This window comes from Microbacterium sp. FW305-3-2-15-F-LB2, assembly GCF_058787255.1.
The window spans coordinates 2,096,672-2,119,142 of the sequence record NZ_JBYSZO010000001.1; the positions used below are offsets into that span (position 1 = coordinate 2,096,672).

16 protein-coding genes are annotated in these 22,471 nt (G+C 68.6%); 2 read left to right on the forward strand and 14 right to left on the reverse strand.

Going from position 1 to position 22,471, the window contains the following annotated elements; genetic code table 11:
- Positions 1-5: 5 nt before the first annotated feature.
- The 10 genes from typA to AC3WLZ_RS10240 form a co-directional block, all read right to left on the reverse strand.
- Positions 6-1,919, reverse strand: a complete 1,914-nt coding sequence (gene typA, locus AC3WLZ_RS10195) for a translational GTPase TypA (protein WP_492469955.1) — start codon at positions 1,917-1,919, stop codon at positions 6-8.
- Positions 1,920-2,057: 138 nt separating this feature from the next.
- Positions 2,058-3,737: an ABC transporter family substrate-binding protein gene (locus tag AC3WLZ_RS10200; RefSeq protein WP_492469956.1), complete on the reverse strand. Its 1,680-nt coding sequence runs from the start codon at positions 3,735-3,737 to the stop codon at positions 2,058-2,060.
- A 4-nt stretch (positions 3,738-3,741) separates the two neighbouring features.
- Positions 3,742-5,934 (reverse strand): ABC transporter ATP-binding protein, encoded by a 2,193-nt coding sequence (locus AC3WLZ_RS10205; RefSeq protein WP_492469957.1) that lies wholly within the window; start codon positions 5,932-5,934, stop codon positions 3,742-3,744.
- Positions 5,927-6,850 (reverse strand): ABC transporter permease, encoded by a 924-nt coding sequence (locus AC3WLZ_RS10210; RefSeq protein WP_412924843.1) that lies wholly within the window; start codon positions 6,848-6,850, stop codon positions 5,927-5,929. The genes AC3WLZ_RS10205 and AC3WLZ_RS10210 overlap by 8 nt, the downstream gene beginning before the upstream one ends.
- 1 nt (position 6,851) lies before the next feature.
- Complete coding sequence (locus tag AC3WLZ_RS10215) at positions 6,852-7,832, reverse strand: ABC transporter permease (RefSeq protein WP_412924844.1); 981 nt, start codon at positions 7,830-7,832, stop codon at positions 6,852-6,854.
- 223 nt (positions 7,833-8,055) lie between these two features.
- Complete coding sequence (locus AC3WLZ_RS10220; RefSeq protein WP_492469958.1) at positions 8,056-8,601, reverse strand: PH domain-containing protein; 546 nt, start codon at positions 8,599-8,601, stop codon at positions 8,056-8,058.
- A 38-nt stretch (positions 8,602-8,639) separates the two neighbouring features.
- Complete coding sequence (locus AC3WLZ_RS10225; protein ID WP_492469959.1) at positions 8,640-10,304, reverse strand: ABC transporter ATP-binding protein; 1,665 nt, start codon at positions 10,302-10,304, stop codon at positions 8,640-8,642.
- Positions 10,301-11,248, reverse strand: a complete 948-nt coding sequence (locus tag AC3WLZ_RS10230) for an ABC transporter permease (protein WP_412924847.1) — start codon at positions 11,246-11,248, stop codon at positions 10,301-10,303. The genes AC3WLZ_RS10225 and AC3WLZ_RS10230 overlap by 4 nt, the downstream gene beginning before the upstream one ends.
- On the reverse strand, positions 11,238-12,167 hold the full coding sequence (locus AC3WLZ_RS10235; protein ID WP_412924848.1) for an ABC transporter permease: 930 nt from the start codon (positions 12,165-12,167) through the stop codon (positions 11,238-11,240). Before AC3WLZ_RS10235 ends, AC3WLZ_RS10230 begins: the two co-directional genes overlap by 11 nt.
- A 160-nt stretch (positions 12,168-12,327) precedes the next feature.
- On the reverse strand, positions 12,328-13,941 hold the full coding sequence (locus tag AC3WLZ_RS10240; protein ID WP_412924849.1) for a peptide ABC transporter substrate-binding protein: 1,614 nt from the start codon (positions 13,939-13,941) through the stop codon (positions 12,328-12,330).
- Positions 13,942-14,105: 164 nt separating this feature from the next.
- Between AC3WLZ_RS10240 and AC3WLZ_RS10245 the strand changes: the two genes are divergently transcribed.
- Positions 14,106-14,963 (forward strand): CPBP family intramembrane glutamic endopeptidase, encoded by an 858-nt coding sequence (locus AC3WLZ_RS10245; RefSeq protein ID WP_492469960.1) that lies wholly within the window; start codon positions 14,106-14,108, stop codon positions 14,961-14,963.
- Positions 14,964-14,979: 16 nt separating this feature from the next.
- Here the strand turns inward: AC3WLZ_RS10245 and AC3WLZ_RS10250 are convergent, their stop codons facing one another.
- Entirely contained in the window at positions 14,980-16,719 is a 1,740-nt protein-coding gene (locus tag AC3WLZ_RS10250) for an ABC transporter substrate-binding protein (RefSeq protein ID WP_492469961.1), read from the reverse strand.
- A gap of 247 nt (positions 16,720-16,966) precedes the next feature.
- Between AC3WLZ_RS10250 and AC3WLZ_RS10255 the strand changes: the two genes are divergently transcribed.
- A complete protein-coding gene (locus tag AC3WLZ_RS10255; protein WP_412924852.1) occupies positions 16,967-17,977 on the forward strand; it encodes a hypothetical protein in 1,011 nt (336 codons plus the stop codon).
- 47 nt (positions 17,978-18,024) lie between these two features.
- Here the strand turns inward: AC3WLZ_RS10255 and gcvP are convergent, their stop codons facing one another.
- The 3 genes from gcvP to AC3WLZ_RS10270 are packed head-to-tail and all read right to left on the reverse strand — an operon-like array spanning position 18,025 to position 22,459.
- A complete protein-coding gene (gene gcvP / locus AC3WLZ_RS10260) occupies positions 18,025-20,904 on the reverse strand; it encodes an aminomethyl-transferring glycine dehydrogenase (RefSeq protein ID WP_492469962.1) in 2,880 nt (959 codons plus the stop codon).
- Positions 20,901-21,275 (reverse strand): glycine cleavage system protein GcvH, encoded by a 375-nt coding sequence (gene gcvH / locus AC3WLZ_RS10265; RefSeq protein WP_412924854.1) that lies wholly within the window; start codon positions 21,273-21,275, stop codon positions 20,901-20,903. Before gcvH ends, gcvP begins: the two co-directional genes overlap by 4 nt.
- Positions 21,272-22,459: a glycine cleavage system aminomethyltransferase GcvT gene (locus tag AC3WLZ_RS10270; protein ID WP_412924855.1), complete on the reverse strand. Its 1,188-nt coding sequence runs from the start codon at positions 22,457-22,459 to the stop codon at positions 21,272-21,274. The genes gcvH and AC3WLZ_RS10270 overlap by 4 nt, the downstream gene beginning before the upstream one ends.
- Between the last annotated feature and the right edge of the window lie 12 nt (positions 22,460-22,471).

The following is a 22,471-nucleotide window of genomic DNA, read 5'->3' on the forward strand; positions in this document are numbered from 1 at the left end:
GAGGGTCAGACGTTGGCATCCTGCCGCTTGGCGCGGGAGGCCGCGCGACCGCGCTCGGTCGCATCCAGCACGACCTTGCGGATACGCACCTTCTCGGGCGTGACCTCGACGCATTCGTCGTCGCGGGCGAACTCGAGCGACTCCTCCAGCGTGAGGATGCGCGGGGGCGTCATCGACTCGAAGGAGTCGGAGGTCGACGAACGCATGTTCGTCAGCTTCTTCTCCTTGGTGATGTTGACGTCCATGTCGTCGGCGCGCGAGTTCTCGCCGATGACCATGCCCTCGTAGACCTCTTCGGTCGGCTGCACGAAGAAGCTCATGCGCTCCTGCAGCGCGATCATCGCGAACGGCGTGACGACGCCCATGCGGTCGGCCACGATGGAGCCGTTCTGGCGGGTCGTGATCGAGCCGGCCCAGTCGTCGTAGCCGTGGGAGATCGCGTTGGCGATACCGGTGCCGCGAGTGATCGTGAGGAACTCGCTCCGGAACCCGATGAGACCGCGCGACGGGACGACGAACTCCATGCGCACCCAGCCGGTGCCGTGGTTCGTCATGTTGTCCATGCGGCCCTTGCGCGCGGCCATGAGCTGCGTGATCGCACCCAGGTGCTCCTCGGGGGCATCGATCGTGAGGTGCTCGTACGGCTCCTTCAGCTTGCCGTCCTCGCCGCGCTTGGTGACGACCTGCGGCTTGCCGACGGTGAGCTCGAAGCCCTCACGACGCATGTTCTCGACGAGGATCGCCAGCGCGAGCTCGCCACGGCCCTGGACTTCCCAGGCATCCGGGCGTCCGATGTCGACGACCTTCAGCGAGACGTTACCGATGAGCTCGCGGTCGAGGCGATCCTTGACCATGCGGGCGGTGAGCTTGTGACCCTTGACCTTGCCCATGAGCGGCGAGGTGTTCGTGCCGATCGTCATCGAGATCGCCGGGTCGTCGACCGTGATGGCCGGCAGCGGCCGAACGTCCTCGGGGTCGGCGATCGTCTCGCCGATCGTGATGTCGGGGAAACCGGCGATCGCGACGATGTCACCGGGACCGGCGGACTCGGCGGGGAAACGGTCCAGAGCCTTCGTGATGAGCAGCTCCGTGATGCGCGCGTTCGAGTGCGAACCGTCGTGACGCACCCACGCGACCGTCTGCCCCTTCTTCAGCGTGCCGTTGAAGACGCGCAGCAGCGCGAGGCGGCCGAGGAACGGGCTGGAGTCGAGGTTGGTCACCCACGCCTGCAGGGGCGCCTCGTCGTCGTAGGACGGGGCCGGGACGTGCTCGAGGATCGCACCGAAGAGCGGCTCGAGGTCGTCGTTGTCGGGCAGCGAGCCGTTGTCCGGGCGGTTGAGCGACGCGGCACCCGCGCGGCCCGAGGCGTAGACGACCGGAACGTCGAGCAGCGCGTCGACGTCGAGGTCGGGCACGTCGTCGACGAGGTCGGAGGCCAGGCCCAGCAGAAGGTCGTGCGCCTCTTCCTCGACCTCGGCGATGCGCGCGTCGGGGCGGTCGGTCTTATTGACCAGGAGGATGACGGGGAGCTTCGCCTCGAGCGCCTTGCGCAGCACGAAGCGGGTCTGGGGCAGCGGACCCTCGGACGCGTCGACCAGCAGCACGACGCCGTCCACCATGGACAGCCCGCGCTCGACCTCGCCACCGAAGTCGGCGTGACCCGGGGTGTCGATGACGTTGATCGTCACCGGAACGTCGGTGTGGGCACCGTTGTACGTGATCGCCGTGTTCTTGGCGAGGATCGTGATGCCCTTCTCACGCTCGAGGTCGTTCGAGTCCATCGCGCGTTCTTCGACGTGCGCGTGGTCGCCGAACGAGTTGGTCTGGCGGAGCATGGCGTCGACGAGGGTCGTCTTGCCGTGGTCGACGTGCGCGACGATCGCGACGTTACGGAGGTCAGGACGAAGGGCGTGCGCCATGGAGGGTCTCCAGGAAAATTCGGGGTTGCGCCCGGAATCGGGCCTCTACAGTCTACCGGGCGCTCGTGACACTCCCGGCAGACGACGCGAAAGGGGCGGCATCCCCTCAGGAATGCCGCCCCTCGTGAGCGCGGGGACTCAGCTGTTCGCGAAGCCCACGATCGCCCAGTCGATCGTTTCGAACTGGGTGGCGCCCCAGTTCACGAGACCTTCCTTGACGGCCCAGACGTTGGGCAGCGGCGCGATCGGGATGATCGGCACCGACTCCCACAGCACCTTGTCGATCTCCTGCGCGGTCTCGATGCGCTTGGCCGGGTCGAGCTCGTTGTTGGCCTGCTCCCACAGGCCGTCCAGACGCTCGTCTGCGATGCCCGTGAAGTTCTGCTCGGAGTCCACGGGCGTGAACAGCGACCGCGACGACGAGATCGGGTAGGCCGTACCCACCCAGGAGAACGTCACCATCTCGAAGTCGCCCGGGATGATGTAGTCGCTGAAGTACCCGCCCACCGGAACCGAGACCAGCTCGACAGGGATGCCGAACTCACCGAGGTCGGCCTGGATCTGCTCCGCGCGCTGGATGTTGGTCGCGGTGTCGGCGGGGACCGTCACCGTGAACTTCAGCGGCGTGCCGTCCTTGACCCAGGAGTCGCCGTCCTTGGTGTAGCCGGCGTCTTCGAGGAACTTCGCCCCGGCATCGGTGTCGTACGGCAGCGCCTCGTCGGTGTAGCCGTCCTGACCGGGCATGAAGATGTAGCTGCCCTGTGTGATGGCGGGGACTCCCACCGGCGAGTTCGCGGTGTTGGCGATCTGCTCGCGGTTGACGATGGATGCCACGGCCTTGCGGACGTTGACGTCGGCGAGGGGTCCGTCCGAGGCGCGCATGGTGATGTGCGTCCACGTGAGACCGTTCGAGGCCTGGATCTGGGCGCCCTGCACGTTCTGTGCGGTCTGGTAGAGGTCGGCGTTGGCCGAGATCTCGACGGCGTCGATCTCACCGTTGCTGAACGAGGAGCCCTGCTGGTCCTGGCTCACCGCCTGGAACACGATCGTGTCGAGCTTGGGCGTCTCGCCCCACCACATGGGGTTGCGCTCGAGCGTCACGATGCCGGCGGTGGAGTCGATCGAGCGCACCTTGAACGGGCCCGACGACGGCACGGCCTGCGAGGTGTAGCCGGTGTTGAAGGTGGTGGGGTCGGCGGTGACGCTCGCCTTGAGCACGGGGCTCAACAGCGACTGCCAGTCGGCGAAGACCGAAGAGAAGGTGATCTTCAGGTCGAATTCGTTCTCGCCCTGCTCCACCGACTCGACCTGATCCCATCCGGTGGTCGAGGTGACGACGTAGTCGGGGTTCGAGCCGTTGTTGGCCTTCCACATCCCCTGGTAGTCAGCGACGGTGATGGGCGTGCCGTCCTCCCAGACGGCATCCGGGTTCAGCTTGACTTCGACGACCTGGGGGTCCTCGCTGACGAGCTCGGCCGAGGACGCGTAGTTCTCGTCGACGACGGGCTCACCCGACTCGTTGATCTTGATCGGACCGCCGCTCATCGTCGCGTAGATGTCGTTGGTGTCGCGCTCGTTGCCGTCGATCTGGTAGATGTTCCAGTTCACTGGCAGCGCCGAGACAGCGAGCTTGAGGTCGCCGCCATCCTGCACGTCGGCGGCGTCGGCACGAACCCACGCGGTCGAGGGCAGGGCGTTCTGGTCCTCGGGGTTGGCGGACGGGGCCGCCGTGTTGCCCGGGGCGCAGCCGGCGATCGCCAGCGCGGCGGCGCTCAGCAGCGCGAGCGCGCCGAGTGCCTTTGCTTTGCGCATTCTCATGTGATCAGTCCTCTCTGTGGTGATCGGGGAGGGCCCCCGACGACGTGGTGCCGTCGATCGGGGACGTTCGGGGGGATCCGGCCGCTGTCTCGAGGACGAGGTCGGACCGTTCGGCGTAGTGGCACGCCACCCGGGACCGCGCCGAGGGGCGCAGGCTCGGGTCGTCGGAGTCGCACCGGCGCCGGTCGGCGTCGGGCAGCAGGCGGTAGAGCGGGCACCGCGTGCGGAATCGGCATCCCGAGATCTCCTGGGTGGGGCTGGGCAAGTCGCCGTCCAGCAGGATGCGGGTGCGCGAACGCTCGACGCGCGGATCCGGGATGGGCGCCGCGGAGATCAGGGCCTTCGTGTACGGATGCCTCGGGTCGTCGAACACGGCGCCGACCGGGCCCTGCTCCACGATGCGACCGAGGTACATCACGGAGACGTCGTCCGCGATCTGCCGGACGACCGCGAGGTCGTGCGCGACGAAGAGGAACGACAGCCCGAGCCGCTCTTTGAGGTCCTCGAGGAGATTGATGACGCCGGCCTGGATGGAGACGTCCAGCGCCGAGACGGGCTCGTCGAGCACGACGACCGACGGGTCGGTCGCGAGAGCGCGCGCGATGCCGATGCGCTGACGCTGGCCGCCTGAGAACTCGTGCGGGTAGCGGTCGGCCATGGCGGGGTCGAGTCCGACGAGTTCGAGCAGCTCGGTGACCTTGCGGTCGCGCTCGGCGCGGGGCACCCCCTGGACCAGCAGCGGTTCGGTGATGACCTCGCCGACCGGCAGGCGCGGGTCGATCGCTCCCATGGGGTCCTGGAAGACGATCTGGATGCTCTTTCGCAGCGCCGCCTTGGCTTTACGGCCGACCGTCCCGACGTCGGCACCGTCGATGCGGATCGTGCCCTGCTGGGGTGCGACCATCTCCATGATCTCGAGGATCGTCGTGGTCTTGCCGCAGCCCGACTCGCCCACGAGGCCCATGGTGCGTCCCGGCTGGATCGAGAAGGAGATGCCGTCGACGGCGCGCACCGTGCCGATGCGCCGCGGGAAGACCGCCCCCTTCATCAGCGGGAAGTGCTTCACGAGGTCGGTCACCTCGACCGCGGGTGTGACGTCGGCCCGCGGCGGCGGCACCTCCCCCAGAGCCACGGGTCGCGGGAAGATGTCGGGCCGCGCGAGGGTCCCCGAGGCGATCTCGTCCGCGCGGATGCACGCCGCGACGTGATCGTCGTCGGCGGTCCCGTGCGGAACCAGCTCGGGCTCGACGTCGTGGCACGCGTCGATCGCGATCGGGCACCGCGCCGCGAACGGGCACCCCTTCGGGAGGGCGGACAGGGACGGCGGACGACCTTCGAGGGGCACCAGACGGTGCGATCCGGCGGTCTGCATGTTCGGTACCGAACGCAGCAGGCCCACCGTGTACGGCATGTGCGGGTCGTGGAAGATCTCGTCGACCGACCCGCGCTCGACGAGCTTCCCCGCGTACATGACCGCGACGCGGTCGGCGTGACCGGCGACAACGCCGAGGTCGTGAGTGATGAGGACGACGGCGGCGCCGGTGACCTCGCGGGCCTTCTGCAGCACCTCGAGGATCTGCGCCTGAATCGTCACGTCGAGGGCCGTGGTCGGCTCGTCGGCGATGATCACGCGGGGGTCGTTCGCGATGGCCATGGCGATCATCGCGCGCTGACGCATTCCGCCGGAGAACTCGTGCGGGTAGGCGCGGGCGCGACGCTCGGCATCCGGTATGCCGACCAGCTTCAGGAGCTCGACCGAGCGGGCGTGGGCGCCCTGCGCCGACAGCGACCGGTCGTGCAGGCGAAGCCCCTCGGAGATCTGCTCACCCACCGTGTACACCGGCGTCAGCGCGGAGAGCGGATCCTGGAACACCATCGCCAGCTCGGCTCCGCGGATCTTGGAGAGCTGCCTGTCGTTCATCGACAACAGGGAACGGCCGTTGTACTGGATGTCGCCCTCGACGCGCGCGTTCGAGGGGAGCAGGCCCATCACGGCCAGCGACGACACCGACTTGCCCGAGCCGGACTCCCCCACGATGCCGAGGAACTCTCCCTCGTGCACGTCGTAGGAGATGCCGCGCACGGCGCGCACGGCGTTGCCGTCGCGCTGCGGGAAAGTGACGCTGAGGTCGCGCACCGACAGCAGCGGGGATCCGCCGGCGGTGGGCGACAGCGTCGCGGAACGGGGGTCAGTCACGGTTCGCTCCCGAGGTGGGGTCGATGGCGTCGCGCAGCGCGTCGCCGATGAGGCTGATGGCCAGCAACAGCACGATGAGCACGCCCGCCGGGTAGACGAAGAGCCAGGGCCGCGTCACCGCGGCAGAGGTGCCGGCCGCGAGCAGCGTGCCGAGCGAGACGTCGGGGGGCTGCACACCGAAGCCGAAGTAGCTCAGCGAGGTCTCCGCCATGATCGCGGCGACGACGCCGAGGGTCGCGTCGATGATGAGCAGCGAGGCGATATTGGGGATGATGTGCCGCGCGAGGATCTGTCGTGTCGGCATCCCCATGTACCGCGCCGCACGGACGAAGTCCCGGTTGCGGAGCGATCGCGTCTGGTTCCGCACCACTTGGGCGAGGATCATCCAGCTGAAGGCGGCGAGGAAGAACGTCAGCGCGAGCCACGACAGCCCACGGGTCAACGGGCTGAGCAGCACGAGGATGAAGAACGAGGGGATCACCAGCAGCAGGTGGATGATCCAGCCGATCACGGCGTCGATCTTCCCGCCCAGATAGCCGGCGACCGAACCGACGGCTGCCGCGATGAGCGTTGCACCGATGCCGGCGAGAGCGCCGATGACGATCGACTTCTGGAGCCCGACGAGCGTCTGGGCGTAGATGTCCTGGCCGATGCCGTTGGTGCCGAACCAGTGCAGCTGCGTGGGGCCGAGGCCGACGTTGAGGAAGTCGCGCTCACTCGCGTCGTAGGGGTACAGCAGGGGCCCGATGAAGGCCCACAGCACGATGAAGACGAGGATGGCTGCGCCGACCCAGAACCGGGGCATCCGACGCAGGCGCGCACGGACCAGCGCGCCGCGCGAGAGCGGCTTGCGCGTGCGCGTCACCGGGCTGATGGCATCCAGGGTGCCGTCGACGGCTTCTTCCTGCATGGTCATGTCAGCTCCTCACTCTCGGGTCGAGGGCTGCGTAGAGCACTTCGGACAGGGTCGACGACAGCAGGACGAGGACGGCGACGAACAGCGTCGACCCGGCGACGGCGTTGATGTCCTGCTGCGTCACGGCGTTGAGCTGGAACTGCCCCATGCCGCGCCACGAGAAGACGATCTCGAGCATCGTCGACCCCGCGATGAGCGTGCCGAAGCTGTAGGCGAAGAACGTGGACATCGGGATCAGGGCGATGCGCACGCCGTGACGGAAGAGGGCCTGGGTGCGCGGCAACCCCTTCGCCCGTGCCGTGCGGATGTAGTCCGCACCGAGCACGTCGAGCATCATGCTCCGCTGGTAGCGCGAATACGACGCCGCGCTGATGAGGACGAGGGCGATCGTGGGCAACAGCAGGTGGACGGCCCGGTCGGCGACGACCGGCCAGAACCCTTCGATTCCGGCCGTGTACTCGCCGGTGAATCGGATGGCCTGCGTGCCGATCAGGTTGTTGAATCCCGTCGCCGCGATCATGAGCAGCACGCCGATGACGAACGTCGGGGTCGCGAACACGAGGTACGACGCGTAGGTCGTCACCTGGTCGGCCGCCCGGTACTGCCGCACCGCGCCCCACACACCGATGAGGACGCCCACGACCGCGCCGATCAGCGAACCGATCAGCAGCAGGCGCAGGCTCGTACCGGCGCGCGCGGCGATCTCGGCGGTCACCTGCTGGCCGCCGATGGTCGTGCCGAGGGAGAACTGGGTGAAGAGGTTCACCAGCCAGTTCCACAGGCGCACGATGATCGGCACGTCGGGGTTGGCACCCAGCGCGTCGAGGCTCGCGATGATCGACTCCTGCGGCGGACGCGGGTTCATCCCGTAGAAACGATCCTGGGGCTTCAGGAGGGCGCTCCCCAGCACGTAGGCCAGGCAGGTAGCCAGAAGGCTGAGAACGGCGTAGTTCAAAAACCGTCGGAGGACGTACAGCGTCATGACGCGTGCGGGCCCGTCCGGAGCTCTTCGGAGGTGTACATCATGGGGGGATCCTCTCGCCTTCGAGACCCCCGCTGCTGATCGTGTCCGGCGTGGGATCTGGATCGACCCTACGTCGAGCTCTTCTCGTGAAGGGTGCCGGGGGAACACACTTTTCACGACCGTAACAATGCGATGACATAGCGCTTTGTCACAGAGAGCTACGCCGAGCGCTACATCGCGCTCAACGAACAACTCCTGAAATGAACAAAGAGATCGTAACCCAGACGATCAGTACGCCCAGTGAAATGAGTGACGGAATGTCCCACGCGCGCCGTACGGCGCCGGCCGGGGCGCCCTCGCGCGCCGACTCCCAGGCATCCCGGATCAGCGCGAGATCGCGGATCGCCGGCGGTTCGCGGTGCCGCCCCTCACCGTCGCGTCGCAGCGGCGGGCGTCCGGGCCGTCCGGCGACGGGACCGCCGTACGCCTTGTAGACCCGCGGCTCGTCCGTGCGCACCTCCAGCTGCCACCGCATGGCGATGTCGGATACCCGGGCCCAGGGGATCGCCACGGTTCTCAGGGGGTTGTGGATCCGGATGCCGGAGGCGTCGATGCGCACGTGCGGGGCGAACAGCAACGCGTACACGGCCCACAACGCCAGCAGGAGCGAGGGCGCGATCAGGAGCATCTCCCCAAGGCCCGCGCGCAGCGCGGCGTCGCCGAGGAGCACGATGGCCAGGACCGCGCCGAGGATGAGCCCGAACACGGCGGACGGGGCGCGGAACACCCGTGGGTGCTCCGCGCCCCGGAAGCGCTCATCGCGCGTCACTGGCCGCCGAGGGACAGCGTCGCACCCGGGATGGCATCCAACAGGCGGCGCGTGTACTCCTGCGACGGCTGCGCGAAGATCTCGTCCACGGTCCCCTGCTCGACGAGCTTGCCCCGCTCCATGACGCACACCAGGTCGGCGGCGACGCGCACCACCGCGAGGTCGTGCGTGATGAACAGGTAGGTCAGTCCGAGCTCGGCCTGGAGCTCTGCCAGCAGCTGCAGGATCTGCGCCTGCACCAGGACGTCAAGGGCCGAGACAGCCTCGTCGAGCACGAGGATGTCGGGCTTGAGCGCCAAAGCGCGCGCGATCGCGACACGCTGCCGCTGACCGCCCGACAACTCGTTCGGGTACCGGGATGCCAGCTCCTGGGGCAGGGCGACCTGCTCGAGGAGCTCCTCCACGCGCTCGCGGCGCGAGGCGTTGTCGCCGACCTTGTGGATGTTCAGCGGCTCCGCGATGAGGTTGCCGATGCTGCGCAGCGGATCGAGTGAACCGTACGGGTCCTGGAACACCGGCTGCATGCGGCGGCGCAGGGCGAAGGTGTCCTTCGCCGACAGCTTGCCGGTGTTCACGCCATCCACCTCGATGGAGCCCGAGGTGGGCTCCTCGAGCTTGAGGACCATCTTCGCGATGGTCGACTTGCCCGAACCCGACTCGCCCACGAGCGCGAGGGTCTTGCCGCGCGGGATCTCGAACGAGACACCGTCGACGGCCCGGAACTGCTCGCTGCGGAACCCGCCCTGGCGGATCTTGTACTCCTTGACCAGGTCCGTGACCTTCACCGTCGCCGGAGCGTCGATGTCGGACTCGCGCAGGATGCCACGGTCGTTCACGGTGGCCTGGATCCGCTGCGAAGCGATGCTGGGCGCCGCGGCGACGAGGCGCTGCGTGTACGGGTGCTGCGGGTTCTCGAGGATCTCGCGGCTCGGACCCGACTCCACGATCTCGCCCTGGTTCATCACCACGATGGTGTCGGCGCGCTCGGCGGCCAGACCCAGGTCGTGGGTGATGAGCAGCACGGACGTGCCGCGCTCCCGGGTGAGGGATGCCATGTGGTCGAGGATCACGCGCTGAACGGTCACGTCGAGAGCCGACGTCGGCTCGTCCGCGATCAGGAGCTTCGGGTCGGCCGCGAGACCGATACCGATGAGCGCGCGCTGCCTCATACCGCCCGAGAACTGGTGCGGGAACTGGTGCAGACGGCGCTCGGCGTCGGCAAGGCCGGCCTGCTTCAGCACCTCGATCGCGCGGGCTTCCACGTCCTTGCGTCCGGTGGCGATGCCGTTGGCGCGGATCGCCTCCTTCACCTGGAAGCCGATGCTCCACACCGGGTTCAGGTTGGACATCGGGTCCTGCGGCACGTATCCGATGTCGCGACCGCGCACGGACTCGAACTGCCTCTGGGACAGGCCGGTGAGCTCGCGACCGTCGAGCGTGATGCTGCCCGCGGTGACCTGACCGGTGCCGGGGAGCAGACCGATGACGGCCGACGCCGTCGTGGACTTGCCCGAACCGGACTCCCCGACGATGGCGACGGTCTGCCCGGGGAACACATCGAGGCTGACCCCGTGCAGCACCTCGCGGGTGCCCCCCTCGCCCTGGAAGGCGACCTTCAGGTCGCGCACGGACAGCAGAGGCGTCATGGTGGCATCGCTCATCGGCGGGCCCTCGCTCTCGGGTCGATGGCGTCTCGGATGAGCTCGCCCAGCAAAATGAACGACAGCACCGTCACGGTCAGGGCGATCGACGGCCAGATGAGCGCCATCGGCGCCACCCGCAGCGACTGCTGCGCCTGACTGATGTCGTTACCCCACGACATCGTGTCGCCGCCGAGTCCGACACCCAGGAACGACAGCGTCGCTTCGGCCACGATCGCGGCAGCGAGGCTGATCGTGGTCACCACGAGCAACGGGGCGATCGCGTTCGGGATGACGTGCGTGAGCAGCGTACGGAACCGGGTCTGCCCCAGCGCTTGAGAGGCCGCGACGAAGTCGGCCTGCCGGACGCGCAGCACCTCGGCGCGCACGACTCGGGCCGTGGACGCCCAGGCGAAACCGCCGATCGCGACCGCGAGGGTGATGACGTTGCGGAACTGCGAGAACACGCTCATCACGACGATCGCCGCGAGGATGTAGGGGATCGAGAAGAAGATGTCGCCGATACGGGACAGCACGGCGTCGAGCCAGCCGCCGTAGAAACCGGCGAGCGAGCCCATGATCAAGCCGATGACGGTTCCGATCAGCGTCGCCAGCAGACCCACCGAGAGCGAGGTGCGGGCACCCCACACGATGCGGGAGAACGTGTCACACCCCTGGAACGTGTAGCCCAGGATGTGGCCCGGGGCGGGGCCGCCGTTGCTGTTGGAGAGTTGGCAGTCGTTGTTCGGAGGCACCTGAGTGAACAGCGTCGGCCACACCGCCATCAGGATGACGACGGCCATGACCGCCAGGGCGATCCAGAACGTGGGGCGGCGGCGCAGGTCACGCCAGGCGTCGAGCCACAGGTTGCTCTTGCGCGCCGACACGCGCACGGCATCTACCGCGATCGTGTCGGTCTTGGCGGGCGCGACGTAATGCGGCGCGGGGAAGGGACTACTTGACATAGCGGATCCTCGGGTCCAGGAGGCCGTACAGGAGGTCGACGACGAGGTTGACCAGCACGTAGATGATGACGAAGACGGTGACGAAGGACACCACCGTGGGTCCCTCACCGCGGATCGTCGCCTGATACAGGGTGTTGCCGACGCCGGGGATGTTGAAGATTCCCTCGGTGACGGTGGCGCCCACCAGAAGCACGCCGAAGTTGGTGGCGGAGTTCGTGATGACCGGGATGAGCGAGTTGCGCAGCACGTGCACCGGGATGACGCGACGACGCGACAGGCCCTTGCTGTAGGCGGTGCGCACCCAGTCCTGGTTGAGCGTGTCGATGACGGAGCCGCGCATGAGGCGCATGCTCGTGGCGAAGAGGCTCAGACCGAGCACGATCGCGGGCAACCACAGGTCTCCCCAGTCGTTCTGAGACCCCACCGTCGGACGGAACCAGCCCAACTGAACGGCAAGGAAATACTGGGCGAGGAAGCACGCGACGAAGATCGGCAGCGCCACGAACAACAGGGCGACGATGAGCGCCACGTTGTCGAACAGCTTGCCCTTGCGGATTGCGGAGATCGTGCCGACCACGACAGCGAGCACGAGCTCGATCGCAAGCGCCATGATCGCCAGTCGCGCCGTGACAGGGAGCGTCCGTGCGAGGACTTCGCTCACGGCCTGGCCGGAGAACGTCGTCCCGAGGTCGCCGCGGAAGATTCCGGCGATGTAGAGGAAGTACTGGACGATGAAGGGCTGGTCCAGGTGGTACTGCGCGCGCAGGGCTTCGACGACCTGCGGTGCGGGGGTCTTGTCGCCGAAGAGCCCGAGAATCGGGTCGCCGGGCATGGCGAAGACCATGAAATAGATGAGCAGCGTCGCCCCGAAGAACACGGGGAGGACCTGCAGCAGACGTCTGAGGATGTAGCCGAGCATCCGCTCTCTTTTCGAACGTGGGAAACGCCTCAGCGGACGTTGAGTGGGGGGCGGCGCCGAAAGGCACCGTGCCGTTCTATCACACGTCGTTTGAGGCCTGGCTGGCAGGCCGCGAGGCGGTGACGAATCCGTCACCGCCTCGCGGTTGAGATCGGAAGGGTTACTTCGTGATCTCGTAGTACAGCGGAACCGAGTTCCAGCCGAACTGGACGTTCTGGACGCCGTCGGCGTAGCCGCCGTCGACGTTGGCGTACCAGAGCGGAATGGCGGGCAGGTCCTGCAGGAGAACCTCCTGAGCCTTCTGGAAGTCCGCGTTCTGCGCCTCGAGGTCGGTCTCGGCAATACCGGCGGACAGGAGCTGATCGAACTCGGGGTTCGAGTAGTCACCGTCGTTCGAGGAGGCGTCGGTCGCGTAGAGCGGGCCGAGGAAGTTGTACAGACCGGGGTAGTCGGCCTGCCAACCGGTGCGGAACGCCGTCTGGATGCTGCGGTCGGTGATGGCCGAGCGGGCTTCCTTGAACGTCGGGTACGGCGCGCCGGACGCGTCGATGCCGAGGGTGTTCTTGATCGAGTTCGTCACGGCGTCGACCCAGGACTGGTGTCCACCGTCGGCGTTGTAGGCGATCTGGAAGGTACCGGTCCACGGCGAGATGGCGTCGGCCTGGGCCCACAGTTCCTTCGCCTTGTCCGCGTCGTACTTCAGGACGTCAGCGCCCTCGAGCGAGTCCGACCACCCGGCGATGACCGGCGACGTGAAGTCGCTGGCCGGGGTGCGGGTGCCCTGGAAGATCGTCTCGGTGATCTCGTCGCGGTTGATGGCCATCGACAGCGCCTGGCGGCGCAGCTTGCCTTCCTCACCGCTGAAGTGCGCGAGGCGCTCCGGGATCGTGAACGACTGGAACACGGCAGCCGGCTGGTTGACCGCACGGTCACCCAGGTCGGACTGGAACGTGGCCAGCGAGGCCGACGGGATGCCGTCGATCACGTCGACGTTGCCGCCGAGCAGGTCGGCGTAGGCCGCATCCTGCGTGGCGTAGAAGATGATCGACAGGCCACCGTTGGCGACGGTGCGGCCGCCCTGGTAGTCGTCGTTCTTCACGAGGTCGATCTGCACGTTGTGCTGCCACGCGCCGTCGCCGGAGAGCTTGTACGGGCCGTTGCCGACCGGGTTCTCACCGAACGCCGCCATGTCGTCGAAAGCCGAGTCGGGCAGCGGGAAGAACGCCGAGTAGCCCAGGCGCAGCGCGAAGTCGGAGGCCGGCTTGCTGAGCGCGATCGTGAACGTGTAGTCGTCGACCTTCTGCAGGCCCGTCAGCTCGGAATCCTCGTCGTAGCTGAAGCCGACGATGTCCTCGAAGAAGTAGCTGTTGAGCTGGTTGTTCGAGAGCTTCGCGCCGTAGTTCCAGGCCTTGATGAAGTTGTCGGCCTTGACCTCGGTGCCGTCCGTGAACTTCTGACCCTTCTTCAGGGTCACCGTGAGGTTCTGCGGGTCGTTGGTCACGATGGACTCGGCCATGTCGTTGACCGGGGCGCCCTCGGCGTCGTAGTACACGAGTCCGGCGAAGATCGAGTCGAGGATCTTGCCACCGCCGACCTCGTTCGTGTTGGTCGGGATGAGCGGGTTCTGGGGCTCAGATCCGTTGGTTCGAATGATCGCGGTGGCGTCGCCGGACGACGACGATCCTCCGTTGTCTCCGCCCGAGCAGCCGGCGAGCATAAGCCCGACGGCTCCCAGCAGCGCGAGACTGGAGAGGGCAATCTTGTTGCGCTTCACAGTTCCTCCAGGGAAGGGGTAATCAATGCCCGCGCCATACCGAATCGGCGCGACAAAGCGCGACAGGATGAGCCGGGCAGGATGAGAACACCCTAGGCATGTTTACCCAGGTGCCCCAAACCTCATCCAAAAAAGTTACAGAGGCTTTACTCGAGAGGCGTTTCATGTGGCAATCTGACAAGCGGGGTGCACCCGGGGGGCCCGCACTGTGGACATATCCTCCGACGCTTCCGCGCGAGGAGATCTTCGCCCGCCGACGTCTCACGTGGGAGATCGTCCTCATCCTGCTCGTCAGCGTGGGTCAATCCGCGATCTATTCCGTCGTCGCCTTCATTCGCGCAGCGACCCGCGCGCCCATCTCTCAGCAACAAACGCAGCTGAATCCGTCGCGCAGCGACGAACCGTTCTGGGACGCGCTCTACCAGTTCCTCGGCATCTTCTTCTCGCTCGCATTGGTGGCCATCGCCGTCTACCTCCTCTGGGAGCCCGCCAACAATGCGCTCCGCAGAATCGGTCTGGATTTCCGCCGGTTCGGCTCGGACACCCTTCGCGCCGTGGCCCTCGTCGTCCTCATCGGGGCGCCCGGAATCGGCGTCTACGCCGCCGGTCGGCTCCTCGGCCAAAGCATCACCGTCGTACCCGCTCCCTTGGACTCGTCCTGGTGGGTCATCGCGCTCCTCGTGCTCGCCGCCGTGCGCGCGGGCCTCACCGAGGAGGTCATCTTCCTCGGCTACCTCTTCGACCGACTGCGTCGGCTCGGATGGTCGTGGACCGGCATCATCGTGTCCACGGCACTCCTGCGCGGGAGTTACCACCTGTACCAGGGCTGGCCGTCCGCCTTGGGGAACGTCGTGATGGGGCTGGTGTTCGGATGGTGCTACCGGCGGTGGGGACGCGTGATGCCGCTGGTCATCGCGCACACGCTGATCGATGTGGTCGCCTTCGTCGGCTACCCGCTGGCTGCGGCGTGGTGGCCCGGGGTCTTCGCTCCCCCGACGCCCTCGCCCACCCCGACGTCGTGAGACGCGGCGCGGTGCGTCACGGCGTCGGGGGTGTCCAGGTCCAGAACGCCGGCGGGATGCCATCGGGTTCGGCGGTGTAGGTCACTCCCCCGACGCCCTTCCCCACGGCCACGGCGCCCGTGCGCTCGAGAAGCGGGACTCCCGCGTATGCCGCGAACAGGGCCCGATCGATCTCCTGGGCGCGGGCGAGAACGTCCACCGGGTCGGTGTCGCGGATCATCTCGTCGAAGGCCTGCTCCGCCTCGACGGTGGTCACGCCCTCCGCGAGACGGTCCCGCGCCGATCGGTACAGGCTTTCGTCCTCTCCGACCCAGGCGAGAGTCGCATCCGCGGTTTCGTTCTCGGCCGCCGCGCGGACCGCGATGCCCGCCTCCGCGCCCATCGTGATCATTCTCTCGAAAACCACCGTGGAGATCGGATCCGCCGGGTCGTGAGCCACGCGGAGAACGGCCGGCCGGTCGTCCACGGCGGAACGCGCCGCACCGGGATCGCTCCCCGTGCCGGGGGCTCCGTTTCCCGAACTCAAATCCTGATACGTCGACCCGGTTGCGGGCGACGAGAGGAAGGACTGCAGGGGACGCGCATCCGTCCTCACCTCGCCCACGGCATCCTTGACCAGCTCATCGCGGTCCAGCGAGAGGCTGACCGCTTGACGCAGGGCGGCCGGCGTGGTGTCGGCGAAGCGCAGCTGCAGCGTCTGCGGGGTGGGTCCCATGGTCACGGTGACCCCGGCGTCGGTGAGGGTCTTCACGTCCGCGGCATCCGGATCACCGATGTTCGCGATGTCCACCTCGCCCGCCGCGACGGCCGCGATCTGGGCGGCCCGATCGGGGAAGAAGCGCACCGTGATGCCCTCGAGCGCGGGGTAGTGGCCGCCCTGGTAATCGTCGCGGCGCGCGAGCGTGAGCGACGTGGTCGTGGCCTCCATCACCGTCCACGGCCCCGCGGAGACTGCGGCGGCCGGGTCGAGCGTCCCATCCGCGGCCGCGTCGAAACCGGTGTTCCACGCCGCGGCCGCCGCAGCCAACACCGGGTTCGGTGCCTGGGGTGCCGAGGCATCCCCCTCGGGGGTCGTGAGGATCGCGGTCATGAGATCGCGGACGGTCACGCCGGCCTTGGCGGCCACAACGTGCACCGGCCGGTCGAGGAGCCACTGCCGGTTCCAGTCGGCGAACGGCTCGTCATAGGTGAGGGTGAGCGTGTCGGCCGCTCGGTCCATCGTCGGACGCGACGTCCGGGCGTTCGGATCAGCGGGGCTCGCCGTCTCGAAGTATCGAGTCCCCGAGACGACTGCTCCCGTCTCGTCGTAGCTCGCATCGTCGAAGTAGTGCGAGGAGACCGCCCAGCCGAACATGAGGTCGTCGAGGGTGATGGGGGTGCCGTCCGACCAGACCCGGTCGGGGAAGAGTTCATAGCTGACCGTGAGCGGGTCGCCCTCGATGCGCGTGATCCGCCCCAGGCCGTCGTTGGGAACCACCTGCAGGGTCCCGTCGAGCGATCCCAGATGCTCGTCGAGGAGCGCGGACATCGCGCGGTTGGCCGCGGTGTCACCGTGGACGGTGGCGGAGTTGAAGCTCGTCGGCGTCCCGACGACGCCGACGGTCAGGCTCGTGCGAGCGGGCGTCGGCTCGGCGGGCGCCGGCTCCGGAGCCGAACAGCCGGCCAGAGCGACCACCGCGGCAATCGACACGACCACCAGCCGGGAGAGGCGGCGTCGCGAGGTCATCGAGGTCTGCTGGTACTGCCCGAGGTGCACAGGGGCACCCTACCGAATGCACCCTGGGGGTTCCCGGGGCGGCGGGCTCCGGCGCTGGTTTGCAACCGCGAGACTTCATCGCGCCGACACCACGCGGGCGACCTGCAAGGGAGTTGTCGGCGCAACGAAGTCTCGAGGCAGTGGGAAACCGGGCCACCCCTCCTCCACACCCGCCCGTGGACACGTGCGAGCTGGGGAAAGCCGCGAGCGAGCACCCCCGATCACCGACGCTGGGGCGATGATCCGGATGCCACTTCCCTCACCGATCGCTCTGCTCCCTGCCGCAGCCCTCACCCACACGACGCGCAGCATCCGACGCGGCGACGTCGTCGCCGTCGCGCGGGGCGTCTACGCCGGGGCCGCGGAGTGGGGTGCGCTCCCCCGGTGGGACCGGGATCTTGCGCGGGTGCACGCGCATCTGATGACCCATCCGGATGCCATCGTGTGTCGGGAGTCTGCGGCGTTGCTCTGGGGGCTGCCCGTGGTGGGGGCGCTCGACGCGGTGCACGTCCTGGCGCGGGGCGGGTCGACTTCACGCCGCGTGGGCGGAGCCCGCGTCCACACGAGCGCTCACGACGATCGCGTGATCGAGGAGGTCGGTGGCATCCGCCTCGCCTCCGTCGCCGACACCTGCGTGGACATCGCACGGCATCGGCATCCGGCTGTCGCACTGGCCGTCGCGGATGCCGCGGTGCGCGCAGACGCACGACTGAGCGCGGCGATTCTGGCCGCGGTGAACGAGGAGCGGGCGTCCGGCCGCGGACGACGGCGCGCGCGATGGGCGTTGGCGCGTGCGGACGGTCGCGCGGAGTCGGCGCTGGAGTCGATCAGCCGGGCGGCGATCGAGTGGTGGGGGTTTCCCGCGCCGCAGCTCCAGCAATGGATCGGCCCGGGCGGCGACGCCGACCGCACCGACATGTGGTGGCCGTCCGCGCAGGCCGCCGGTGAGGCGGACGGGCACCTCAAGTACGACGGCCGTCTCGGCGATCCGGGCGGCGCGCTTCGCGCCCGCGAGGAACGCGACCGTCGGCTGCGGCGGCGCGGTGCCCGGGCCATCGCGCACTGGTCCTGGGACGACCTGGCGGAGCCGTCGGCGTTGCGTGACATCATCCTCGGCGTCGGCCTGGTCCCCGAGTCTCTCCCCGATCTCGACTCCCTCTCGTCGCTGTCTCGGCTCCTCCGGCCCTCCCTCAACCTGCGAGACAGCATCGCGCCAACAACCCCGCTGCATTCTGCAAGGGAGTTGTCGGCGCGATGAAGTCTCGGCGAACCAAGTGGCGGCGGATCGGGGCCGCGAAGTGCGACCTACGCGAATGCCTCCGGCGGAGGGCACGAGCACACGAGGTTTCGGTCGCCGTACGCCTGGTCGATACGGCGGACGGGCGGCCAGTACTTGCCGCGGACGAGCGAGCGCTGCGGGTACACCGCCGTCTCTCGGGGATACGGATGGGTCCACTCGTTCGCGACCGCGGACTCCGCCGTGTGGGGAGCGTTCACGAGCGGGTTGTCGTCGGCGGGCCACTCCCCCGCGGCGACGGCGAGCGCTTCGTTCTTGATCGCGATCATGGCATCCACGAACCGATCGAGTTCGGCGAGGTCCTCGCTCTCGGTCGGCTCGACCATCAGGGTGCCGGCGACCGGGAACGACATCGTCGGGGCGTGGAAGCCGTAGTCGATGAGGCGCTTCGCGACGTCGTCGACCGTGACCCCTGTCTGCTCCTTGAGTGGTCGCAGGTCGAGGATGCACTCGTGCGCCACCAGACCGCCCTCACCGGCGTACAACACCGGGTAATGGGCGCGCAGACGCGCGGCGATGTAGTTCGCCGAGAGCACGGCCGCTGCCGTCGCCTGCCGCAGACCTTCGGCCCCCATCATGCGCACGTACGCCCACGAGATGGGCAGGATGCCGGCCGACCCGTACGGCGCGGCCGACACCGGGCCGCCGTCGAACACGCCGCCCGCGTGGTCGGCGCGCTGCGAGAACGGATGCGAGGGGAGGAAGGGCGCGAGGTGCGCCTTCGCCGCCACCGGACCGACGCCCGGCCCACCGCCACCGTGCGGGATGGCGAACGTCTTGTGGAGGTTCAGGTGCGACACGTCACCGCCGAGGTCGCCGAACCGCGCGAACCCGAGCAGCGCGTTGAGGTTGGCGCCGTCGACGTACACCTGCCCGCCGGCGTCGTGCACGGCCTGCGTGATCTCCAGCACGTCGTGCTCGTACACGCCGTGCGTCGAGGGGTACGTGATCATCAGCGCCGACAGGGCATCGGCGTGCAGCGCGATCTTGGCGCGCAGATCGTCCAGGTCGACGTTGCCTGCCTCGTCACAGGCGACGACGACGACCCGCATTCCGGCCAGGACCGCGGACGCCGCGTTGGTGCCGTGCGCCGACGACGGGATGAGACACACGGTGCGCTCGGTGTCGCCGTTCGCGTGGTGGTAGCCGCGGATCGCGAGGAGCCCCGCGAGTTCGCCCTGGGATCCCGCGTTGGGCTGCAGCGAAACGGCGTCGTATCCGGTCACTTCGGCGAGCCAGCGCTCGAGCTGCTCGATCATCTCGAGGTAGCCGTGCACATCGGCCTCCGGCGCGAAGGGGTGCACGCGCGCGAACTCGGGCCACGACACCGCGGCCATCTCGGTCGCGGCGTTCAGCTTCATCGTGCAGGAGCCGAGCGGGATCATCCCGCGGTCGAGCGCGTAGTCGCGGTCGGCGAGCGTCTTGAGGTACCGCATCATCGCCGTCTCACTGCGGTGCGCGTGGAAGACGGGGTGGGTGAGGTAGGCGTCCTCGCGGTGCAGCCGCTCGGGGACACCGCGCAGCGCCTCCCCCTCGGGCAGTTCCCCCGCGGTCAGACCGAACGATTCCAGGATCGCCGCGACATCGGCGTCCGTCGTCGTCTCGTCCACCGACACGCCCACGGTCGCGTCGTCGACCCACAGCACCTGGTAGCCGCGCTCGCGGGCGCGGTCGACGACGTCCTGTGCGCGCCCGGGAACGTGCACGCGGACGGTGTCGAAGAACGATTCCGCCGCGAGGTGCAGGTCGAAGGCGACGAGGGCGGATGCCAGCGAGTCGGTCGTCCGCGCGACCCGGGTCGCGATCGCCCGCAGCCCATCGGGCCCGTGGTACACCGCGTACATCGCCGCCATGACGGCCAGCAGGACCTGCGCGGTGCAGATGTTGGACGTGGCCTTCTCACGGCGGATGTGCTGCTCCCGCGTCTGCAGTGACAGGCGGTAGGCGGGGTTGCCCGCGGCATCCACCGACACGCCGACGAGACGGCCCGGAAGCTGGCGCTCCAGCCCACCGCGTACGGCCATGTATCCGGCGTGCGGACCGCCGAAGCCGAGCGGCACACCGAAGCGCTGGGTCGTGCCCACCGCGACGTCGGCGCCGAGCGTCCCGGGCGAGCGCAGCAGCGTCAGCGCCAACAGGTCGGCCGCGGCGACGACGAGCCCGCCGTGGCGGTGCACGGCCGCGGCGACGTCGGAGAAGTCCCACACGCGGCCGGTGGCACCCGGGTACTGGACGAAGGCGCCGAAGCTCTCGGGGATGTCGCCGTCGTAGGTGGTCTCGACCAGCTCGATACCGACCGCGGCGGCGCGGTGCGCGAGCAACGCCTTGGTCTGCGGCAGCGCGTCAGCGTCGACCAGGAAGACGTCGGTCTTGGTCTTCGAGGCTCGACGAGCGACGAGCATGCCCTCGACGACGGCGGTGGACTCATCGAGCATCGACGCGTTGGCGGTGGCGAGGCCCGTGAGGTCGGTCACCATCGTCTGGAAGTTGATGAGGGCTTCCAGACGGCCCTGCGAGATCTCGGGCTGGTACGGCGTGTAGGCGGTGTACCAGGACGGGTTCTCCAGCACGTTGCGCTGAATCACCGACGGCGTGAACGTGTCGTAGTACCCGAGGCCGATCATCGGGCGGGCCGAACGGTTCGCCGATGCGAGCTCGCGCAGTTCGGCGAGCGCCTCGGCCTCGGTCGCGGCCGGAGGCAGGTCGCTCGTGGCGCGAGGCCGGACGTGGATGGATGCCGGGACGGCGGTCTCGACGAGCCGCTCGACGCTGTCGTACCCGACCACCTCGAGCATGCGGGCGCGGTCGTGGGCACCGATGCCGATGTGCCGGTCGGAGAAGGCGGCGGGTGCGATGGCATCCGTGCGGGGTGCGGTGGTCAGGCTCATGCGGTGAGGTCCTCGTACGCGGCGCGGTCGAGGAGGTCGCCGGGCAGGTCGCCGCCCAGGCGGATCTTCACGAGCCAACCCTGACCGAAGGGATCGGCGTTGACGAGCGAGGGGTCGTCCACGACGGCGTCGTTGATCTCCACGACGGTGCCATCGAGCGGGGCGTAGAGCTCGCCGACGGACTTCGTGGATTCGATTTCGCCGCAGACATCGCCCGCGGCGACCGGGGAATCGGCCGCGGGGAGTTCGACGAAGACGACGTCGCCGAGCTTCTCGGCGGCGAAGTCGGTGATCCCCACGGTTGCGACATCGCCGTCGACGGCGATCCACTCGTGCTCGGAGGTGTAACGGAGTGCGGTCAGGTCGGTCATGCGTTCCTCCGGTAGAAGGGAAGGGCGGTGACGGTCGCGGGGATTCGTGTTCCGCGCACGTCGATGGTCAGGGTGGTACCGGGTTCGGCCGCGGCCGGGGAGACGTAGGCCATGGCGATGGGGTGGCCGAGGGTGGGGCTCAGAGCGCCGCTGGTGATCTCGCCGACGTGGTCGTCTCCGTGCAGCACGGCGTAGCCTGCCCGGCCGGCGCGCTTGCCCTCCGAGACGAGGCCGACCAGCACGGGGGCATCGGCGGCCCCGGACGACAGCCCGTCCCTGCCGATGAACGCGGGCTTGTCGACGGCGACGACGCGACCGAGGCCCGCCTGTGTCGGCGTGATGTCGAGCGAGAGCTCGTGGCCGTACAGGGGCATTCCAGCCTCGAGCCGCAGGGTGTCGCGCGCGGCCAGGCCGCACGGCACCAGGCCCGCCGGGGCGCCGGCCTCCATCAGTGCATCCCAGAGGTCGCCCGCCCGCTCCACGGGGACGAGCAGCTCGTACCCATCCTCACCCGTGTACCCGGTGCGCGCGACGAAGAGAGAGTCGCCGTCGAAGGTGCCCTCGGTGAAGGCGTAGTAGCCGAGCTCGTCGAGAGGCGTCCCGAGGATCGTGACGGTGTCGACCGACTCCAGGATGCCGCGTGCTCGCGGCCCCTGGAGCGCGACCAGGGCCACGGCATCCGTCACGTCCTCGATGCGCGGGGCGCCGCCCCCGGACACGACACCGAATACGCCGCCCGGCGGCGGTCCGTCGATGAACGCCTGCGCCGCCGACCAGGTGGCGCGCGCGTGGTCGAACGCGGAGGCGACCGCCTCGCGGTTGCTCGCGTTCGCGATCACGAGGTAGTACTGCTCGCCGGTGCGGTAGACGATGACGTCGTCGACGATGCCGCCCGACTCGGCGAGCACGAGCGAGTACTTGGCCTTACCGATCTTCATGGCGGAGACGCGGCCGGCCAAGGCATAGTCGAGGAACTCGGCGGCGCGGCCGTCGTGCACCCAGAACTCGGCCATGTGCGAGATGTCGAACAGCCCGGCGCCTTCGCGGACGGCGCGGTGCTCGGCGAGGTCGGACGAGTAGCGCACCGGCATGTTCCAGCCACCGAAGTCGGTGAACGAGGCGCCGAGAGCCTCGTGCCGATCGTGCAGGGGCGACGAGCGCGGTGGAGCGGGGGTGTCGGTCATGAGTTCTGCCGT

Bases quoted from the DNA above. Each gene is read 5' to 3' on its own strand.
- AC3WLZ_RS10225 (WP_492469959.1), bottom strand. From the start codon at position 10,304: ATGAGCGATGCCACCATGACGCCTCTGCTGTCCGTGCGCGACCTGAAG.
- AC3WLZ_RS10270 (WP_412924855.1), bottom strand. From the start codon at position 22,459: ATGACCGACACCCCCGCTCCACCGCGCTCGTCGCCCCTGCACGATCGG.
- AC3WLZ_RS10215 (WP_412924844.1), bottom strand. From the start codon at position 7,832: ATGACGCTGTACGTCCTCCGACGGTTTTTGAACTACGCCGTTCTCAGC.
- AC3WLZ_RS10210 (WP_412924843.1), bottom strand. From the start codon at position 6,850: ATGACCATGCAGGAAGAAGCCGTCGACGGCACCCTGGATGCCATCAGC.
- AC3WLZ_RS10200 (WP_492469956.1), bottom strand. From the start codon at position 3,737: ATGAGAATGCGCAAAGCAAAGGCACTCGGCGCGCTCGCGCTGCTGAGC.
- gcvP (WP_492469962.1), bottom strand. From the start codon at position 20,904: ATGAGCCTGACCACCGCACCCCGCACGGATGCCATCGCACCCGCCGCC.
- AC3WLZ_RS10235 (WP_412924848.1), bottom strand. From the start codon at position 12,167: ATGCTCGGCTACATCCTCAGACGTCTGCTGCAGGTCCTCCCCGTGTTC.
- gcvH (WP_412924854.1), bottom strand. From the start codon at position 21,275: ATGACCGACCTGACCGCACTCCGTTACACCTCCGAGCACGAGTGGATC.
- AC3WLZ_RS10230 (WP_412924847.1), bottom strand. From the start codon at position 11,248: ATGTCAAGTAGTCCCTTCCCCGCGCCGCATTACGTCGCGCCCGCCAAG.
- AC3WLZ_RS10255 (WP_412924852.1), top strand. From the start codon at position 16,967: ATGCCACTTCCCTCACCGATCGCTCTGCTCCCTGCCGCAGCCCTCACC.
- typA (WP_492469955.1), bottom strand. From the start codon at position 1,919: ATGGCGCACGCCCTTCGTCCTGACCTCCGTAACGTCGCGATCGTCGCG.
- AC3WLZ_RS10245 (WP_492469960.1), top strand. From the start codon at position 14,106: ATGTGGCAATCTGACAAGCGGGGTGCACCCGGGGGGCCCGCACTGTGG.